Source organism: Leucobacter sp. OH1287, from assembly GCF_003859945.1.
Classification (GTDB): Bacteria; Actinomycetota; Actinomycetes; order Actinomycetales; family Microbacteriaceae; genus Canibacter.
In genome coordinates this window covers 1-18,080 of record NZ_RQYM01000017.1, presented here as the reverse complement: position 1 = coordinate 18,080, position 18,080 = coordinate 1, and the positions used below count along the sequence as shown (strand labels likewise).

At 59.4% G+C, this 18,080-nt stretch carries 17 protein-coding genes; 2 read left to right on the top strand and 15 right to left on the bottom strand.

The genetic code is table 11. The features are described 5' to 3' along the window. Position 1: 1 nt before the first annotated feature. From pyrR to efp, 3 genes are read right to left on the bottom strand one after another with little or no spacing between them, the layout of a single operon-like run. The gene (gene pyrR, locus EII30_RS08145) at positions 2-607 is read right to left on the bottom strand and encodes a bifunctional pyr operon transcriptional regulator/uracil phosphoribosyltransferase PyrR (RefSeq protein WP_124886843.1); all 606 of its coding nucleotides are present in this window, start codon (positions 605-607) and stop codon (positions 2-4) included. A 26-nt stretch (positions 608-633) separates the two neighbouring features. Continuing rightward, a complete protein-coding gene (gene nusB / locus EII30_RS08140) occupies positions 634-1,050 on the bottom strand; it encodes a transcription antitermination factor NusB (protein ID WP_124886842.1) in 417 nt (138 codons plus the stop codon). After that, positions 1,050-1,613, bottom strand: coding sequence for an elongation factor P (efp, locus tag EII30_RS08135; RefSeq protein ID WP_124886841.1), 564 nt, complete (start codon positions 1,611-1,613; stop codon positions 1,050-1,052). Before efp ends, nusB begins: the two co-directional genes overlap by 1 nt. A 131-nt stretch (positions 1,614-1,744) precedes the next feature. On the opposite strand from efp, the gene EII30_RS08130 reads away from it, so the two are divergent. Then, on the top strand, positions 1,745-2,293 hold the full coding sequence (locus EII30_RS08130; protein ID WP_158608693.1) for an acyl-CoA thioesterase: 549 nt from the start codon (positions 1,745-1,747) through the stop codon (positions 2,291-2,293). A gap of 7 nt (positions 2,294-2,300) precedes the next feature. Here EII30_RS08130 and aroB read toward each other — a convergent pair whose 3' ends face one another. The 8 genes from aroB to EII30_RS08910 all read right to left on the bottom strand — a co-directional run bounded on the left by aroB (position 2,301) and on the right by EII30_RS08910 (position 10,663). Beyond that, positions 2,301-3,377, bottom strand: coding sequence for a 3-dehydroquinate synthase (aroB, locus tag EII30_RS08125; RefSeq protein WP_124886839.1), 1,077 nt, complete (start codon positions 3,375-3,377; stop codon positions 2,301-2,303). After that, the gene (locus EII30_RS08120; protein WP_233569460.1) at positions 3,374-3,952 is read right to left on the bottom strand and encodes a shikimate kinase; all 579 of its coding nucleotides are present in this window, start codon (positions 3,950-3,952) and stop codon (positions 3,374-3,376) included. Before EII30_RS08120 ends, aroB begins: the two co-directional genes overlap by 4 nt. A gap of 118 nt (positions 3,953-4,070) precedes the next feature. Continuing rightward, the gene (gene aroC, locus EII30_RS08115) at positions 4,071-5,267 is read right to left on the bottom strand and encodes a chorismate synthase (protein ID WP_124886838.1); all 1,197 of its coding nucleotides are present in this window, start codon (positions 5,265-5,267) and stop codon (positions 4,071-4,073) included. Between the two features lie 13 nt (positions 5,268-5,280). Continuing rightward, positions 5,281-6,099: a shikimate dehydrogenase gene (locus tag EII30_RS08110; protein WP_124886837.1), complete on the bottom strand. Its 819-nt coding sequence runs from the start codon at positions 6,097-6,099 to the stop codon at positions 5,281-5,283. Next, a complete protein-coding gene (gene mltG / locus EII30_RS08105) occupies positions 6,092-7,357 on the bottom strand; it encodes an endolytic transglycosylase MltG (RefSeq protein ID WP_124886836.1) in 1,266 nt (421 codons plus the stop codon). The genes EII30_RS08110 and mltG overlap by 8 nt, the downstream gene beginning before the upstream one ends. Continuing rightward, positions 7,347-7,835 (bottom strand): Holliday junction resolvase RuvX, encoded by a 489-nt coding sequence (gene ruvX / locus EII30_RS08100; protein WP_124886835.1) that lies wholly within the window; start codon positions 7,833-7,835, stop codon positions 7,347-7,349. The genes mltG and ruvX overlap by 11 nt, the downstream gene beginning before the upstream one ends. After that, a complete protein-coding gene (alaS, locus tag EII30_RS08095; RefSeq protein ID WP_124886834.1) occupies positions 7,832-10,480 on the bottom strand; it encodes an alanine--tRNA ligase in 2,649 nt (882 codons plus the stop codon). The genes ruvX and alaS overlap by 4 nt, the downstream gene beginning before the upstream one ends. An 18-nt stretch (positions 10,481-10,498) precedes the next feature. Beyond that, entirely contained in the window at positions 10,499-10,663 is a 165-nt protein-coding gene (locus EII30_RS08910; protein WP_158608692.1) for a hypothetical protein, read from the bottom strand. Positions 10,664-10,743: 80 nt separating this feature from the next. On the opposite strand from EII30_RS08910, the gene thrC reads away from it, so the two are divergent. Then, complete coding sequence (gene thrC, locus EII30_RS08090) at positions 10,744-12,171, top strand: threonine synthase (protein ID WP_124886833.1); 1,428 nt, start codon at positions 10,744-10,746, stop codon at positions 12,169-12,171. 151 nt (positions 12,172-12,322) lie between these two features. On the opposite strand, the gene EII30_RS08085 is transcribed toward thrC, so the two are convergent. The 4 genes from EII30_RS08085 to EII30_RS08070 all read right to left on the bottom strand — a co-directional run bounded on the left by EII30_RS08085 (position 12,323) and on the right by EII30_RS08070 (position 17,898). After that, the gene (locus EII30_RS08085; protein ID WP_124886832.1) at positions 12,323-14,035 is read right to left on the bottom strand and encodes an ABC transporter ATP-binding protein; all 1,713 of its coding nucleotides are present in this window, start codon (positions 14,033-14,035) and stop codon (positions 12,323-12,325) included. After that, positions 14,032-15,111, bottom strand: a complete 1,080-nt coding sequence (locus EII30_RS08080; RefSeq protein WP_199731599.1) for an ABC transporter permease — start codon at positions 15,109-15,111, stop codon at positions 14,032-14,034. Before EII30_RS08080 ends, EII30_RS08085 begins: the two co-directional genes overlap by 4 nt. Before the next feature lie 2 nt (positions 15,112-15,113). After that, complete coding sequence (locus EII30_RS08075; RefSeq protein ID WP_124886831.1) at positions 15,114-16,199, bottom strand: ABC transporter permease; 1,086 nt, start codon at positions 16,197-16,199, stop codon at positions 15,114-15,116. A gap of 85 nt (positions 16,200-16,284) precedes the next feature. Continuing rightward, complete coding sequence (locus EII30_RS08070) at positions 16,285-17,898, bottom strand: ABC transporter substrate-binding protein (protein ID WP_124886830.1); 1,614 nt, start codon at positions 17,896-17,898, stop codon at positions 16,285-16,287. Between the last annotated feature and the right edge of the window lie 182 nt (positions 17,899-18,080).

Sequence of the window (18,080 nt, the reverse complement as noted above, 5' to 3'; positions counted from 1 at the left end):
GTTAAGCCCCTCGCCCGTCAGCGCCCTGCGAGTCACCGTCGATTGTCACCTCGTCAACCCCGTCGGTTTCGGCGAGGCGCACCTGGATCCGCTCGTGCTTCGCACTCGGCAGGTTCTTTCCAATAAAATCTGCGCGGATCGGTAACTCCCGGTGGCCGCGATCAACCAGCGCCGCAAGCCTCACCGCCGCGGGTCTGCCGTGATCCCCCAGCGCATCAAGCGCGGCACGGACAGTGCGGCCAGAAAACAGCACATCGTCAACGAGCACAACCGTTTTACCGTCGAGTGAAACATCGGGCATCGCGGTTGGTTTCGGGGCGAGCGTCGGCTGCGAACCGAGATCGTCGCGGTACATTGTGACATCGAGCACACCGACAGGAACGGTTGTCTGCTCAATCCGGTTGATTGAGGAGGCAATTCGCTCAGCGAGCACAGCGCCACGGGTTGGGATCCCAACAATGATTAGATCCTTTGAGCCCTTGTTTGACTCGATAATCTCGTGCGCTATTCGAGTTAGCGCGCGTGCCATTTCGGCACCTTCAAGCACCCTACGCAAAACTGCCCCCTTCTTCGCCTCACTGGACGATCTTAAAGAAGTGCTGTTAATAATTCTACCACGCGAAGGCGCGGTGTTTAGAGCTCGTTGAGCTCCGCGATCCGCCCCAAAACACCGTTAACGAAGCGACCAGAGTCAGCGGTTGAGTAGTCGTTAACCAGGTTCAAAACCTCATTAATCGCAACCGCTGACGGCACCTCACTGTTGAACAGGATCTCCCAGGTGGCAACGCGCAGCGCCGCCCGATCATAGTTCGGCATCCTATCAAGCGTCCACCCCTCAGCGGTGCCGGCGATCTTCTCGTCGATCACGCTCAGCTGCTCGTTAACACCCTCAACGATCTCGGAAGCGTACTCCCAGGAGGCGCGACGGTCTGGTTCAAGCAGTGCACGCTCTGCCTCGACGGCGAGCACCTCAGTGATTGCGGTGCCGCGCACATCCGCCTGAAACAGAATATCGATGGCTCGCTTCCGAGCTTTAGTCCGCGCGCTCATTAATCGTTAACGCGTCCGAGATACTCACCGGTGCGTGTGTCAACCTTCACCTTTGTGCCGGTCTCCAGGAACAGTGGCACCTGAATCTCCGCACCGGTCTCCACGGTTGCTGGCTTAGAACCGGCGTTTGAGCGGTCACCCTGCAGGCCAGGCTCGGTGTAGGTAACCTCGAGCACAACAGAGGCTGGCAGCTCAATGTAGAGCGGAGAACCGTCGTGCATCGCGATTGTCACCTGCTGGTTTTCGAGCATGTACTTGCTGGCGTCACCAACGATTGTGCCGCTGACGGTGATCTGGTCGTAGTCAGAGAGGTTCATGAAAACGAAATCAGCGCCGTCCTGATAGAGGTACTGGTAGTCGCTGCGGTCAACACTCGCTGTCTCAATCTTTGCGCCAGCGTTGTAGGTCTTGTCGACGATCTTGCCGGTCACAACGTTCTTCTGCTTGGTGCGCACAAAAGCGCCGCCCTTGCCAGGCTTAACGTGCTGGAACTCAACAACGCTCCAGAGCTGACCGTTCTCCAAGATTACTGTGCCGTTTTTAATGTCGTTTGATGTTGCCACTCTTTAAATCCTTAAACACTTTCGTTACTTAAATACTGCAATAGTCTACCGCTTCGACCGGTTTCTTGCCCAACAGAGCGCGCTAATCCGTGAAGAAAAAGCGTCATTGAAGTATGCTCAAAGTTATGCACATGCTTCCACGAACTCTCCTCCACCTGAACGTTAAAGCGAAAGCGAAGGGTAAAACCGCGCTCCACGGTGTTTCTAAGACCACGTTCCGGGTTATGCCAACTGATCTTGACGTGCTCATGCACATGAACAACGGCAAGTACCTGTCGCTGCTCGACATTGCCCGCTTTGAGTGGATCGCGCGGGCTGGGCTGCTGCAGACGATGCGGCAGCGTGGCTGGTACACGGTTGTTGGGTCGCAGGCGATAACCTACAGGAAGTCACTGCAGCTGTTTCAAAAGTTCACGGTTGAGACGAAGCTGCTCGGCGTTGACGAGAGGGCCTGCTATATTGAGCAGCGCTTCGTGCGAAACGGTGAGATTTACGCCCGCGCCTATGTCGCAGGCAGGTTCCTAAAGCGCGGCGGCGGCACCCTGCCAATGTCGGAGGTTGCCGAGGCGATCGGTATTGATCCGGCTGACTTCCCGCTGCCGGATGATCTGCAGCACTTCGCGAGCACGCTGCGGCTGCCGAGCACCCGCTCTGCGGCGCCGAGCGTCTGGCACGACTAGCGTGGCGCTAGTTCGCGATCTCCTCGTAGGCAAAACGCAGTAGCGAGTCGTCAACCCCGGCGAGCACCCGCGGTTTCGCGATATCGTCGAGCACAATAAAGCGCAGCATCCCGGCCCGCGCCTTTTTATCGCGCTGCATGGTTGCGAGCAGCCCCTGCCAGCGGTCGCGGGGGTAACTAACCGGGAGCTGCAACAGCCCCAGCACCTCGCGGTGGAGATCCACAACGGAATCAGAGAGGTTGCCTGCGAGCCTGCCAAGCTCAGCCGCGTAAACCATGCCGATCGCGATCGCAACACCGTGCCGCCACTGGTAGCGTTCGGCGTGCTCAATCGCGTGCCCGAGCGTGTGGCCGTAGTTTAGGATCTCGCGAAGCCCCGACTCTTTAAAATCGCTGCTAACAACCTGCGCTTTAACGCCGATTGCCAGCTCAACAGCCCTCCGAAACTCGGGGGTTTGCGGATCCGTCGCCCGCTCAGTATCGTCCTTAAGCAGCCGCAGAATCTCCGGCTCGGCAATAAACCCGCACTTTACGACCTCTGCAAACCCGGTGAGGATCTCGTTGCGCGGCAGGGTTTGCAGCGTGTTAAGGTCTGCGATCACGGTTTTTGGGGCGTAGAAGGATCCAACCAGGTTCTTGCCCTCAGCTGTGTTAATGCCGGTCTTCCCGCCGACCGCTGCATCAACCATCGCGAGCACGCTCGTCGGAATCTGCAACAGCTGCACTCCCCGCAGCCAGGTTGCGGCAACAAACCCGGCAAGGTCAGTAACAGCGCCGCCGCCGAGCCCAATAATCGCGTCACTGCGGGTGAAATCAGCCTGGCCGAGAATCTGCCAGCAGAAAGCGGCAACCTCAACACGCTTCGCAGACTCCGCATCGGGCACCTCCGCGAGCAACGCCTGAATCCCGGCATCACTAAGCAGCTGCCGCAGCTCCTCCGCAACCTTTCCGAGGGTTCCGGTGTGAACAATCAAAACCTTTTTAACGCCGCCCCCGAGCCGCTCAGGGATCAGTTCAAACAGCCCGTTCCCGACAAGAATCTGTGATGCTGCTTCACCGGTTACGCTGATGGTTGTGTGGCTCACTGCTTACTCCCCCTGTTTCTTCTTCGTCGACCGCCGCGTCTGCGCCTACGCCGCTGTGGTTTTGCAGGCTGCTCCTCAGCGAACCTGACTGCGGACGGGTCGCTGCCGTACTCGTACAGCCAGGCAACAACCAGCCTGGTCAGCGACTCTTTTGTGGTTCTATCGGTTCTAAAGGTAACATCCGCGGCGCCCTCGTAGAGGTGTCTGCGCTCCTCCAGGATCCGGCTCCACGCGCCTGGATCGTCCCGCAGCAGCGGCCGCTTCGCAAGGTTGACCGTGCGCATCACAGCCTCCTCGGTTGTCATCAGCAGGATCACCGGGTGGTTTTTCAGCAGCTCCCTGGTGCTCTCGGTGAGCAACGCACCGCCGCCGAGTGACACGATCCGCGCCCCCGGCTCGTTCACCTCGCGGGCAATAACCTCCGCCTCGATTCGGCGAAACTCTGCCTCGCCGCGCTTGTCGAAGATCTCGGTGATAGCACCGTGCCGCTGCACAATCCGAGCATCGGTGTCAATAAACGGGATCCCAAGCTCTTTTGCAACCCGCTTGCCAACGCTGGTTTTGCCAGCCGCCATCGGGCCCACAAAAACCACCGCCCGTTGTGGCAATCCGGCTGTGGGTGCCTGTTTCGGCGGCATCGGGATCGGCCGTGTCGGCGGTGGCCCGGCTGGCCGGGTGACACGTCTGCCCACCTTAACGCTCGATCTCGGTGCTGAGCGTCACCGGGATCGCTGCGAGGTAACCTTCAATGTTCCGGTTCACCTCGGCGACGCTGTCACCACCGAACTTCTCAACCACGGCATCCGCAATAACCAGCGCAACCATCGCCTCCGCGACAACACCCGCCGCCGGCACCGCGCAGACGTCACTGCGCTGGTGGTGCGCTTTCGCCTGCTCACCGGTTGCAACGTCAACGGTTGGCAGCGCCCGCGGCACTGTCGCGATCGGTTTCATACCGGCGCGCACGCGCACAACCTGACCGGTTGTCATACCGCCCTCAATGCCGCCCGCGCGACCGGTTTCGCGGAAGATCTTGCCGTCAAGTATCTCTAGCGGGTCGTGGGCGACGGATCCGCGCCGCTCGGTCGTTGCAAACCCGTCACCGACCTCAACGCCCTTAATCGCCTGGATACCCATCAGTGCGCCAGCGAGCCTGGAGTCGAGCCTGCGATCCCAGTGGACGTAGCTGCCAACGCCTGGAGGCATCCCGTAGACGAGCACCTCAACAACGCCGCCAACGGTGTCACCGCTCTTTTTAGTGTCGTCGATCTCGGCGACCATTGCGGCGCTGGTTTCAGCGTCAAAGCACCTGACCGGATCCGCGTCCAGGTCCGCAACAGACTCTGGCCCCGGCAGCGTCGCCCCCGCGGGGACACTAACCGGCCCGATTGCGACGGTGTGGCTGACAAGGTAAATGTCAAGCTCGGCGAGGAACGCCTTCGCAACCGCGCCCAGCGCAACACGCGCGGCTGTTTCACGGGCACTCGCCCGCTCAAGCACCGGCCGCGCCTGATCAAAACCGTATTTTTGCATACCGGCGAGGTCTGCGTGACCCGGCCGTGGCCTGGTGAGCGGCGCACCGCGACCGCGGGAACGCTCAGACAGCTCCTGCGGTTCAGCGCTCATCACCTCCTGCCATTTCGGCCACTCGGTGTTGCCGATGCGGATTGCGATGGGGCTGCCGATTGTCTGCCCCTGCACAACACCGCCAGAAAAATGCAGTTCGTCCTGCTCGAACTTCATTCGTGACCCGCGCCCGTAACCGAGTTTACGGCGCGCCAAATCGTCACGCAGTGGTTGCAGTGTCAGGGGGACGCCAGCGGGCAAGCCCTCCAAGATAGCAACCAGTTCAGGACCGTGTGATTCTCCAGATGTAAGCCAACGCAGCATGTCTTCTATCTTATTAGCTCGCGGCACGCATTACAGCTAAAAGCGCCGCTTCGTCCGGCAGTTCTTTGAAAATATCGCCGCTGTGAAACACCCGGATCTGCAAAATCGCCTGGTGCAGCAGCATCTCAATCCCGCTGTGGACGCTGCTACCCGCCGCGATCCACCGCTCAGCAAGCGGCGACGGCCACGGCTTGTAGGCGACATCAAACAGCGGCGCAGTGATCACAGCGGGGGTGAGAAACTGCTCGAGGGCTGACGGATCCAACCCCGCGGGCAGGGTGCTGATCACCAGGTCGAAATCACTCGCCTGCTTTAGCTCTTCTGGGGTTTGCGGCACAATTTGCAGCTGCGGGGTTACGAGCTTTTCCGCGAGTGTGCTCGCCTGTTCGATCCGCCTGGCAACAACCGTCACCGCTTTTGCACCGATCAGCTCCGCCGCCAAAACCGCCGACGTGGCTGTTGCCCCGGCACCCAGAACACACACCCGCGCGGGGTTTTTCACAGCGCTAACGAGCGCGTTCGCAAGGCCTTTAACGTCGGTGTTCCAGCACGCAAACTCGCCGCTGTCCAGTCGCAGCAGCGTGTTGGCAACCCGGGTGCCCTGCGATAGTTCGTCGCGCTTCGTCGCCAGCTCGAAGGCGTCATGTTTCAGCGGCATTGTCACCGAAAAGCCCGCGTAATCTTTGCCGGTTACGCGCCCCAGCTGCCCCGCCTCCAGCTCGATCCGGTGATACTCCCAGTCAAGCCCTAAAAAACGGTAGGCAGCGAGGTGGATCTGCGGAGACTTTGAGTGACTAATCGGTGAGCCCAAAACAGCAAACTTTTTAGTCACAGAGTTTACCGCCCTCCGCCCGGTGCGCGGTGCACCACTGGCCGAGCAGTTTCACGTTCTCCTCGTGCTCCACGATTGTGTTCGAGAATCGGGTCTCTCCCGTCTCCAGGTTGATCGGCATAAAGTAGAGCCACGGGCCTGGGGTTGGGTTTAGCGCGGCAGCGATTGCGGCGTCGCTCGGCAGTCCGATCGGGCCGATAGGCAGCCCCGGGTTTGCATAGGTGTTGTACTTATTGCCCGCGTCTGCGCGTTCTTTATCGGTTGTCCAAACCGTGTGCAGGTTACCGGTTCCGTAGGCAACCGAGGCGTCTGACTGCAGGTTCATTCCCTGGTCGAGACGGTTTTGGAAAACCCTCGCGATCTTCGGGAAATCATCCAGGTTCGGGCCCGCCTCACGCTGCACAAGCGAAGCCTTGGTCAGCACCTCGAGCGCGTCCTCAGCTGGGACGCCGTGCTCCGAGAGAGCTTGCCACATGCGATCCACAAGCGTTTTCAGAATTGTGCGCGCGTCATCGTCGGGCTGGAACTCGTAGGTTGCCGGGAAGAGGAAGCCCTCAATACTCGGGAAGTCAGCGGGAACGCCGAGAGCAACATAGTCTTTTGCGGCTTCTTCAAACTCACTGAGCGGAATACTCGTCGCCGTTGCGAGCCGATCCAGCGCTGTTTTCACAACAAATCCCTCCGGGATTGTGACGCGCAAATCAACCTTGTTTTCGGGGTTTTGGATCGCCTCAAACGCCGCCTCAGGGGTCATTTTCTGCTGCATCTTATAGGTACCGATGTTGAAGGTTGCATCGGGCTGCTCCTGCAGCAGATACTCTACGAAACCGTCAGCGGTTTTCACAATGTTGGCGGCCTCCAGCGCCGCCGCGATCACGGTGCCGGTGTCCCCCGACCTGACGGTCACGGTCGCCTCACCGGTTTGCTCGCCCGGGGCATAGTTCTTGGGTTCACCAAAGCCTAGCCGCTCCGCGATAATGCTGCCGTATGAACTAAACAGCACCGCGCCAGCGCCGCCGAGCGCGAGCAAAACCGCGAGCACGGCAATAATAATCGCCCGTGTGCGCCGTTTGCGCTGCTGCTTCCGCTGCCCTGATTCTTGGACTCGCGGATCCACCCCTGCACCCTGCGCGGCGCTGTGTTTAGCTGCCCGCCTGGCTGACCGCTTTTTGCCCGTGCCACGTTCCACAGCGACGGGCTCGTGACCTGGCAGCGGGTGCCTATCCTTTGCGGGGTCAAACTGGCTATTAGTGTTCATCTAAACTCTCCGGTAGAATCATCTGTCCCGTTAGTTCACCGCGGACGCTGTCGCTGTCAAGCGCGTGCTGCAGGATCACAACAGCCGCAGCCTGATCAATTACGCCGCGCGACTTCTTGCTGTTTTTACCGGTGGCATGCAGCTGCTGTTGCGCTGTCACAGTGGACAGACGCTCATCGACCAGCCGCACTGTCACGTCTCTGCTCTCACGCGCCAGCGCCCCGGCAAGCTCGGCCGCGAAACCCTCCGCCGCGGCCGTTGACGGGGTTTTTTCGCCGCGCAGATTAAGCGGCAACCCAACCACAACATCAATCGCCTGATACTCGGCGATCAGCTCTAAAAGCCTGGCAATATCGCTGTTACCCTCGGTGTCCCGCGCAACTGTCTCAAGCGGAGTCGCGAGGGTTCGCAGCGCGTCACAGCGGGCAACGCCGATTCTGACGTTGCCAACGTCAACGCCGAGGCTAACACCGATCACCGCAGCTGCTCCCAAACAGCCGCAATCGCGCGGTCGATCGCAGCTGGATCCTGGCCACCGCCCTGGGCAATATCCGGCTTACCGCCGCCACCGCCGCCGAGGGTTTTCGCGGCCTCACGCACCAGCGCGCCCGCCTGCACTCCCGCCTTGCGAGCCTCCTCAGAGGTTGCCGCAACCACAAGCGGTTTGCCGTTAACAACACCGAACAGCACGGCAACGCCGTCAGCGGGCAGCTGTTTCAGCAGCTGCTGAGTCAGCTGGCGGATATCGTCCGCCCCGCTAACCTCGCCGATGCTCGCAACCGCGGCGGTAACACTGCCTGCCTTCGCGGCACCCGCGAGCAGCTGCGGGATCTGCTGCTGCAGTTTCTGGGCGTTAAGCCTGCTGAGCTGCTTCTCTGCCTCTTTCAGCTGCTGCGAAAGCTCCTGCACGCGCTGCGACAGGTCAGATTTTTTCACGTTCAGGCCGCTGGTCAGCTCGCTCACCAGCACACGCTCAGCGGCGAAGCTCTTAAAGGCGTCAAAACCGACGAGGCTTTCAAGGCGCCTGTTAGCGGATCCAATCGACGACTCCGAAACCAGGTTGATGAGCCCGATCTCCGAGCTCTTGGCGACGTGGGTGCCGGCGCAGAGCTCACGCGACCACGGGCCGCCGATCTCCACCATCCGCACTGTGTCACCGTATTTTTCGGTGAACAGCATCATCGCACCGAGCGCCTTAGCCTCGTCAAGCGGCATCTCACGGGTGATAACCTCGTGGTTTGCGTGAATCGCGAGGTTTGACACGTCCTCAATCTCACTGCGGGTTTCCCGGCTCAGCGACTCTGGCCAGGCGAAGTCGAAACGCAGGTATCCGGCGCGGTTGTATGATCCGGCCTGCTGCGCCTGCTCGCCAAGGATCTGCCGCAGCGCCGCGTGCACAACGTGGGTCGCCGAGTGGGCCTGCTGCGCGCCGTAACGGTATGCCGCATCCACGTGGGTTTGCACGGTGTCATCGACCGCAACCTCACCGACGTTAACCCGCACGGTGTGTGAGATCAGACCCTGAACGGGCTTTTGTACGTCAAGCACCTCGGCGCTGAATCCGTCACCGCGGATCTCACCCTGGTCGCTGTCCTGACCGCCGCCCTCAGCCCACAGCGTTGTCTCGGAGAGGATCAGCTCACCGGTTTCACCCTCGCTGAGGCTTTTCGCTGGTTTACCGTCGGCGATAATGCCGAGCACACGCCCCTCGGTAATAAACTCGTCATAGCCGAGGAAGCTGGTTTCACCGAGCTTGCGCAGATCCTGGTAGACGGACAGATCCGCCTTCTGACCCTTCTTCGATTTTGCGTCAGCTTTCGCGCGCTCACGCTGCTCCTGCAAAAGCTCCGCAAACTTTGCCTCATCAACCGTGATCCCCGCCTCGTCCGCCAGCTCAAGCGTCAGCTCGATCGGGAAACCGTGGGTATCATGCAGCAGAAACGCCGCATCTCCGGCAACCGGCTGCTTCTCAGTTTTTGCCTCCGATATAGCCCTGTCAAGGATCTGCATACCGCCGCTGAGTGTGCGCAGGAAGGTCTGTTCCTCAGCGTTTGCGGTCCTGACAATAAAGTCAAACTTTTCTGCCACCTCCGGGTAAGCCGCCGACATGGCGTCACGGGACACCGCAAACAGCTCCGGGAAAACCGGCTTTTCAACACCCATTAGGCGCATCGCCAAAACCACGCGCCGCAACAAACGCCTAAGAATATAGCCGCGGCCGTTGTTTGACGGTGTTACACCGTCACAGATCAGCATCAGACCGGAGCGCACATGGTCGGCGATAACCCGCAGACGCACATCATCCTGCTCAGACTGACCGTATTTGATGCCCGCAATCTCCGCCGCTTTATCGAGCACGGGGCGCACCTGGTCGATCTCGTACATGTTCTCGACACCCTGCTTGATGAACGCGATCCGCTCAAGCCCCATACCGGTGTCGATGTTCTTCTTCGGCAGCTCACCGACGACAGTGAAGTCGGTTTTCGATTTAACGTCCGTAATCTCGTACTGCATGAACACGAGGTTCCAGATTTCAACGTAGCGGTCGTCATCGGTTGCCGGGCCGCCATCGACGCCATAGTCGGGGCCACGGTCGAAGAAGATTTCAGAGCACGGCCCCGCCGGTCCTGGCTGACCGGTTGACCAGTAGTTTGTGTCTTTATCGAGGCGCTGGATCCGCTCCTCCGGCAGTCCCGAGATCTCCCGCCACAGGCTCGCCGCCTCATCGTCCTCTTTGTAGACGGTAACCCACAGGTCGTCGGGGCTGAAACCGAGGCCGCCCTGATCCTCCGGGGTTGTCAGAAACTCCCAGGCGTAGCGGATTGCTCCCTCTTTAAAATAGTCACCGAACGAGAAGTTGCCGCACATCTGGAAGAAGGTGCCGTGCCGTGGTGTGCGGCCGACCTCTTCAATGTCGTTGGTGCGGATACACTTCTGCACACTCGTCGCTGACGGGTATGGCGCGGGCACAAGCCCTGACAGGTATGGCACGAACGGCACCATCCCGGCGACTGTGAACATCAGGGTTGGGTTGTCGCTCACAAGAGATGTTGAGGGCACAACCGTGTGCCCGCGCTCCGCGAAGAAATCTAGGTAGCGCTGCCGAATTTCTGCTGTTTTCATCCTTTAATTATGCCTCGTTTATTCTGCGTCTTTATAACCGTTTACCACCGCGTCAACCAGCTCCTGTGTTGCCTGGTTGATACGGTCGAAGAAGCGGCGACCCGCGTGGCTCTGGTTAACAAAGTGCGCTGCAACAAACCCAAGGAAAATTCCGAACACCAGAGTGCCAAGCCTTCTAATCATTTGTTGTCCTTTCCTAGCTGCAAAAAATACCCTATCTAGCCTACCGGTTTCTTTCTAGGAAAATATGGGAAAATGTCGTTATGCGTTTTGTATCAACCCGTGGCGGCATGGAGCCAGCAAGTTTTAGTGATGTTTTAATTGAGGGTCTGGCTCCTGACGGCGGCCTCACCGTTCCCGAAACACTGCCGCGGTTTACCGCCGCGGAGCTTGAGGCGATGCGTGAACTCAGCTACCCGGAGCTCGCCGCGAAGGTTATCGGCGTCTACTGGGACGATATCGCACCCGAGGAGCTGCTGCGCCTGACAACCGCCGCCTACGGTGACCAGTTCGAGGTTCAAAACGCGGTCAGATACACCCCGTTAACCCCTGATTTTGCGCTGCTCGGCCTGTCAGAGGGTCCAACCCTCGCTTTCAAAGACATGGCGATGCAGTTCCTCGGCGAGGCTATCCCCTATGTGCTTCGGCAGCGGGCTCGCAAGCTCAACCTGATCGGCGCAACCTCCGGTGATACCGGATCCGCCGCGGAGTATGCCTTCCGGTCTAAGCCCGGCGTTAACGTGTTTATGCTCTCACCGAAGGGGCGGATGAGCGACTTCCAGCGTGCCCAGATGTACTCGCTAACCGACGAGAACATTCACAACCTGGTCGTTGACGGCGTTTTTGACGACTGTCAGACCCTGATGAAGCAGCTAAACGGCGACCTCGCATACAAGGCGTCACGCAGCCTCGGCGTTGTCAACTCGATCAACTTTGGCCGGCTTGCCGCACAGTCTGTCTACTATTTCTGGGCGTGGCTGCGAGCAACCGACGGTCTGCCAGAGGCGGATCGCGCCGGCAACCAAATCTCTGTCACCGTTCCGAGCGGCAACTTCGGAAACCTCTACTCCGGTTTTATCGCCAAGCGACTTGGTGTGCCGATTAACCGTCTGATTGTTGCAACCAACGAAAACAACGTACTTGACGAGTTCTTCCGCACCGGCGTTTACAAGCCACGCTCCGGCGCCGAAACCTTCATCACCTCAAGCCCGTCAATGGATATTTCTAAGGCCTCCAACCTGGAGCGTTTCATCTATGATCTGTTGGCGGATCCGACAGCGCTGCGTGAGCTGTTCACAGCTCTCGATCAGACCGGCAGCGTTGACCTGTCAGAGCACCTGGAGCGTTTCAAGAGCGAGTTCGGTATCAGCAGCGGATCCTCAACACACGCTGACCGGGTTCAGCAGATTAGCCGCTGTTTTGCCGAGTACGGTGTGATTATTGATCCGCACACGGCCGACGGTGTGAAGGTTGCTGAGGAGCAGCGCACCCCCGGCGAGATTATGTTGGTGCTGGAGACCGCTAAGCCGCAGAAGTTTGCGGACACAGTCACCGAGGCACTCGGCAAACCCGCAGAGCTGACCGAGGCAATGCAGGAGATGCTGCTGCTGCCACAGCGGACAACCGAGATTCCCGCTGACAGTGCGGTGCTGCGCAACTACATCGACACGCACACTGGCATCGACAGCTAAGGCGTCTCGCCAGGCTTAACCAGACTTGTTCGACGGGTTAAGTCGGCTTCTCTCACCCGATAAAACGCTGCAGGCTCGACCCCTAACCGGATCGAGCCTGCAACTGTATTTGGACTCTGGCGAGAGGGTCTGCCCACCACGACCGCGGTGGCTAGCTAATGCCCGCTGCCTCCCGCAGTTTTCTCGCCAGTTCGCGTCGCTCGGTCTGCTGGGTCGGATCGGCAACCGGCAGCGAGGCGAGCAGCCGCTGCGTGTACTCCTGCTGTGGGTGCTGCAGCACCTGGTTGGCGGGACCCGCCTCAACCAGTTCGCCCGCAAACAGCACACCAACATAGTCGGCAAGCGCGTCAACAACCGCGAGATCGTGTGTGATAAACAGTGACGCAAAACCGAGCTCTGCCTGCAGTTCAACAAACAGTTCAAGCACGCGCGCCTGCACACTAACGTCTAGCGCGCTGGTTGGTTCGTCAGCGATCAGCAGTTTCGGGTCGAGCGCGAGCCCGCGCGCGAGCGAGGCTCGCTGCCGCTGACCACCCGAGAGCTCGTGCGGGAAGCGGTCACCGTAGCTGCGCGGCAACTGCACCGCCTCTAACAGTTCGGCAACCCGCGTTTTTGCGGCGGCAGCGTCACGCGCAAGACCGTGCACAATCAGCGGCTCAGCAACGTTCTCGGCGATCGTCAAAAGCGGGTTGAAGCTCGCTGCTGGATCCTGGAACACAAAGCCGATGTCTTTGCGCAGTGGTTTAAACTGCCGCTCCTTAAACCCGACCATCTCGTGCCCGAACACCTTCAGTGAGCCGCCGGTTGCGTCCGTTAAACCTGCGATTGCACGACCGATTGTGGACTTACCGGAACCGGACTCCCCCACCAGGCCATAAACCTCGCCGGCGCGAATCTCAAAGTCGACTCCGCGAACCGCCTTAAAGCCTGGCTTGCCGAGCCTGCCCGGGTACTGAATCTCCAGGCCGCGGGCAACAACCAGCGGCTCCGTCGACTCAGCGGCCGACGCCGCCTGTGCGGCCGCCCCCGCCTGCGCCGCGTGCCGTGCCCGGATCGACCCGTCACCTAGTTTCAGCACAGCACTCAAGAGTTTCTTCGTGTAATCGTGCTGGGGGTTGTAGAAGATGTCGCTCGCGCTGCCCTCCTCAACCACTCGGCCCTGGTACATCACCGCGACGTCGTCTGCGAGATCCGCAACAACACCCATGTTGTGGGTGATTAACAGGATCGCGGTGCCAAACTCGTCTCGCAGTTTGCGCAGCAGGTCAAGAATCTCTGCCTGCACGGTGACGTCAAGCGCGGTGGTCGGCTCGTCCGCGACGATCAGGCCTGGCCGCAGTGCCAGCGCCATCGCGATCATCACGCGCTGCTTCTGACCGCCCGACAGCTGGTGTGGGTAGTAGTCGAGACGCTCTTTCGGGTTTGGGATGCCAACCAGTTTCAGCATCTCCTCCGCTTTTTCTCGCAACTGCTTGCGCGAGTATTTGCCGTGCGCACGCAGTCCCTCCGCGATCTGCCACCAGATCGGGAACACCGGGTTGAGCGCTGTTGCCGGCTCCTGGAACACCATCGCAACATCACGCCCGCGCAGCTTCTGCAGCTGTTCACGGCTCAGCCCGATAACGTTCTGTGGTTCACCGGAGACGGTGTTTTGCAGCAGCACAGCACCGTTTGTTGCAGCGGTTTCGGGCAGCAGCCCGAGCACTGTGCGCGCTGACACGGTTTTACCGGAACCGGACTCGCCAACAACCGCGAGCACCTTGCCGGGAGCAACATTTAAGGAAACCCCGTCAACGGCTTTGACACTGCCCCGGTCGGTTGCAAAACTAACCTCGAGGTCTTTAATCGACAGTACCTGTTTCACTTTGATTCCCTTTCTGGGCTTGCCCCGGCACCCTCTGCGAGGCTCGCTGCTGTCGCGTTTGAGGCTGGCACGGTTTGCTCTGCTGTGCTTGCTGCGGCAACGGCTGCAGGATCCGGCAGGGTCACCATAGAGGTGTCTGCCACGGTGCCGGATCCGGCGCTCGCGCGACGACGAGAGCGCAGTCGCGGATCCGCCAGGTCGTTGAGGGACTCACCGGTGAGGGTGAGACCGAGAACAACCAGCACAATTGCGATGCCAGGGAAAAGGCTCGTCCACCAGATACCGTTTGACACATCTGAGAGCGACTTGTTGAGGTCGTAACCCCACTCGGCGGCGGAGTTCGGTTCAATACCGAAGCCGAGGAAGCCGAGACCCGCGAGCGTCAGAATCGCCTCGGAGGCGTTGAGCGTGAACACGAGCGGCAGTGAACGGGTTGAGTTGCGGAAGATGTGCCGGAACATAACACGCCTGTGGCTTGCCCCGATAACCCGCGCCGATTCGACGAAGGCTTCGGCTTTGATCCGCACAACCTCCGAGCGCACAACCCGGAAATACTGTGGAATAAACACAACCGTCATCGACAGTCCGGCGGCGAAAATACCGCCCCACATGCTCGACTGGCCGCCCGAGATCACAATCGACAGCACAATCGCGAGCAGCAGTGATGGGAAGGCGTAGATTGCATCGGCGATCATCACCAGCACCCGGTCGATAACACCGCCGAGGTAACCGGACAGCAGACCGAGCAGCGACCCGAGAATAATTGACGCGAGCACCGCAATAATAATCACGAGCAGCGCTGTGCGGGCTCCCCAAATCACCCGGGAGAGCACATCGTAGCCGGCGATTGTGGTGCCGAGCGGGTGTGCCGCAGAGGGCGCGCTTAGGGATCCGAACTCTCCCGCCTCACTGGCGAGGTCACTGTATGAGTGGGGTGCGAGCCAGGGCGCGAAAACCGCGACGATCACAAACAGCCCGACCAGGGTTAAACCGATGCTGAGCATCACGCGCTGCCAACCAACCGACATCCGGTACTGTTTCAGCAGCGGCAGGTTATGCCATCTTCTTTCAGTCATGGTTAGTACCTCACTCGGGGGTCAATTAGCGCGGCGAGAATATCGACGATAAAGTTCGAGATCGCAACGATCACGGCGAGCATCGCCACAATTCCCTGCACCGCAACAAAGTCACGCGCCGAGAGATAGTAGGCGAGCTGGAAGCCGAGTCCCTTCCACTCGAAGGTCGTTTCGGTTAGCACCGCGCCGCCAAGCAGCAGCGCGATCTGCATGCCGATAACCGTGATAACCGGAATCAGCGCCGGCCGGTAGGCGTGTTTGGTGACGAGGCGGAACTCTGAAACACCGCGTGACCTGCCGGATTCAACATACTCGCGGCCGATTGTGCCGATCATGTTGGTGCGCACCAGCCGCAAGAACACACCGGCCGTCATCATGCCGAGGGTTAGCGCCGGGAGGATCGCGTGCTGCAGCACATCGGCAACGTTCGCCGGATCCCCCGTCTGGATCGCATCTATCAGGTAGATGCCCGTTGGGTTTGGCACCGCAATCTGGATCGCAAGCTCAGTGTTAACCGATGCTCGCCCCGAAACGGGTAGCCACCCAAGCCAGACACCGAAGATCAGCTTCATCAGTAAACCGGAGAAGAACACCGGCGTTGCGTAGGTGAAAATCGCGAATATACGCAGCGCAGCATCCGGGCCCTTGTCACGGTAGTAGGCGGCGAGCATTCCGAGCGGAATACCGACGATAAACGCGACGATCAGGGTGTAGATGGCGAGCTCCAGGGTTGCTGAACCAAAGTTCACCAGCACCTCTGTTACCGGCCGATTATCGGTGATTGTTTCACCGAAGTTACCCGTGAAAACCTGCCCTAGATACTCGAAATACTGCTCGTAGAGCGGGCGGTCATAGCCCGCCTTCGAGATTCTCTCCGCCAACTGGTCGGCGGGCAGTTTGCCGCCAACCGCTGAGGTGATGGGGTCGCCGATTGTGCGCATCAGCACAAACACCATGGTGACGAGAATAAAAACAGTCGGAATAATCAGCAGGGCACGCCAGATAATATAGCGTCCCAGCCCACCTCCGGACTTCTTTTTCGCAGCCACAGACTGCTGGGGGGTTTCTGCCGCAGCTAAGGAACTCATATTTGCCTTTTCAACTAGACGAGAAGCGGCGGGCTGCCCGAGACTTCCCGAACAACCCGCCGTTATCTCATATCACCTGCTTAGGTTACTTGCGGGTCAGGGTTCCAAAACGGAACTTGAATGATGGATCGAGGGTGACACCGTCGATTCCGTCAACCGCAACAGCAACCTGAGCTCCCTGCTGCAGTGGGATGGTTGAGAGGTCGTTAGCCAAAAGCTCCTGAACCTGCTCCAGCAGTTCAATACGCTTTGCTTTGTCCTCTGTTGCCACCTGCTCGCGCAGCAGACTGTTAACCGCTTCATTGTTGTAGTGGTTAGACAGGAAGCCGCCCTCCAGGAAGAAGGTTGTCAGGTAGTTGTCGGCGTCTGAGTAGTCAGGGAACCAGCCGAGCTGGAACGCTGGGTAAACATCGGCTGAGTAGTCCTTGGTGTACTGGCCCCACTCGGTTGACTGCAGGTTAACGCTGAACAGTCCGTCGGTTTCGAGCATCGCCTTAATCTGTGCGTACTCCTCAGCGGAGGCTGCGCCGTAGCGCTCAGACACGTACTGCAGGTCAAGCTTAACCGGGGTTTCTACACCGGCTGCCTCCAGGCGAGCCTTAGCAGCCGCTGCGTCAGGGCCGCCCTGTTTGTCACCGTAGAGACCCTTCAGCGCCTCAGCTGATCCGTCAAGTCCGTCAGGCACGTGACCGTACAGCGGCGTGTAGGTGCCCTTAAATACCTGCTCTGAGATCTTGTTGCGGTCGATCAGGTCTGCTGCTGCCTGACGCACAGCGGTTGCTTTAGCCGGGTCAGCCTCAGGGGTTTTAGCGCCGTATGGCATGGTGTCGAAGTTGAACACGATGTAGCGGATCTCGCCGCCCGGGCCGTGAATCACCTGCAGGCCGTCGGTGCCCTCAAACTTCTCAATATCGGTTGCTGACAGTGAACGGAACGCCACATCAACAGCCTTGGTTTCAATCGCCTGGCTGAGGTTTGACTCGTTTGCGTAGTATTTAACGTTAATGCTCTCGGTTTTAGCCTTGCCCCACATGCCCTGGTAGGCGTCGTTTGCGGTGAAGGCAGCAAGGTTACCCTTGTCGAACTTGGTCAGCTTGTACTGACCCGCAAACGGCTGCTCTTTCACGACCGCGGCATCATCAAGCAGTTTATCTGCCGGGAACACGTCCTCATCAAGGATCGCAGCGGCTGGGCTGGAAAGAATCTGCGGCCAGGTCTGATCGTATTCGGCTGCGAGCTTGAAAACAACCGTGGTGTCATCCGGTGCCTCAACAGATTCCATGTTTTCGAGCAGGCTCTGTGGGCCGTTTGCGTCGTCGATACCAACCATGCGGTCGAAGCTGTGCTTGACGTCTGATGCGGTCAGATCGTTACCGTTCGCAAACTTCAGACCGGACTTCAGCTTAACTGTGTACTCGGTTGGGCTTGTGAACTCAGCAGACTCGGCAATATCCGGGGACACACCCGGCTCCCCAACCTGGTTGTTCATCAGGAAGGGATAGACGTTTGTTGAGACCGCAAAGGAGCCGTTATCGTAGGCACCAGCCGGATCGAGCGAGGTCACAACCTCTGTTGTTCCCACCGTAATTGCGCCGCCGGCACCGCCACCGCCGCCGTTTGCTCCGCCTCCTGCGCAGCCGCTCAGCACCAGAGCTGAGGCACCGACCAACGCTGCCGTTGCTGTTAACTGTTTCTTCATTGATCCTCCAATTTTTTGCGGGGGGAACTACGCTACCCGGCAGGGGACCTGGTAAACGCACACCTATTTTTAAGGTGGTCTAAGCCTAGCACAGCTAGGGTAAGTGGACAAAATGTGTGGCATTTCTCGCCTAGTCCCAATCAAGCCGGTACGGGTCAGAGGTATGCAGCTCATGCCACATA

Bases quoted from the DNA above. Each gene is read 5' to 3' on its own strand.
- nusB (WP_124886842.1), bottom strand. From the start codon at position 1,050: ATGAGCGCGCGGACTAAAGCTCGGAAGCGAGCCATCGATATTCTGTTT.
- EII30_RS08130 (WP_158608693.1), top strand. From the start codon at position 1,745: ATGCTTCCACGAACTCTCCTCCACCTGAACGTTAAAGCGAAAGCGAAG.
- EII30_RS08120 (WP_233569460.1), bottom strand. From the start codon at position 3,952: ATGGCGGCTGGCAAAACCAGCGTTGGCAAGCGGGTTGCAAAAGAGCTT.
- aroC (WP_124886838.1), bottom strand. From the start codon at position 5,267: ATGCTGCGTTGGCTTACATCTGGAGAATCACACGGTCCTGAACTGGTT.
- mltG (WP_124886836.1), bottom strand. From the start codon at position 7,357: ATGAACACTAATAGCCAGTTTGACCCCGCAAAGGATAGGCACCCGCTG.
- alaS (WP_124886834.1), bottom strand. From the start codon at position 10,480: ATGAAAACAGCAGAAATTCGGCAGCGCTACCTAGATTTCTTCGCGGAG.
- EII30_RS08910 (WP_158608692.1), bottom strand. From the start codon at position 10,663: ATGATTAGAAGGCTTGGCACTCTGGTGTTCGGAATTTTCCTTGGGTTT.
- thrC (WP_124886833.1), top strand. From the start codon at position 10,744: ATGCGTTTTGTATCAACCCGTGGCGGCATGGAGCCAGCAAGTTTTAGT.
- EII30_RS08080 (WP_199731599.1), bottom strand. From the start codon at position 15,111: ATGACTGAAAGAAGATGGCATAACCTGCCGCTGCTGAAACAGTACCGG.
- EII30_RS08075 (WP_124886831.1), bottom strand. From the start codon at position 16,199: ATGAGTTCCTTAGCTGCGGCAGAAACCCCCCAGCAGTCTGTGGCTGCG.
- EII30_RS08070 (WP_124886830.1), bottom strand. From the start codon at position 17,898: ATGAAGAAACAGTTAACAGCAACGGCAGCGTTGGTCGGTGCCTCAGCT.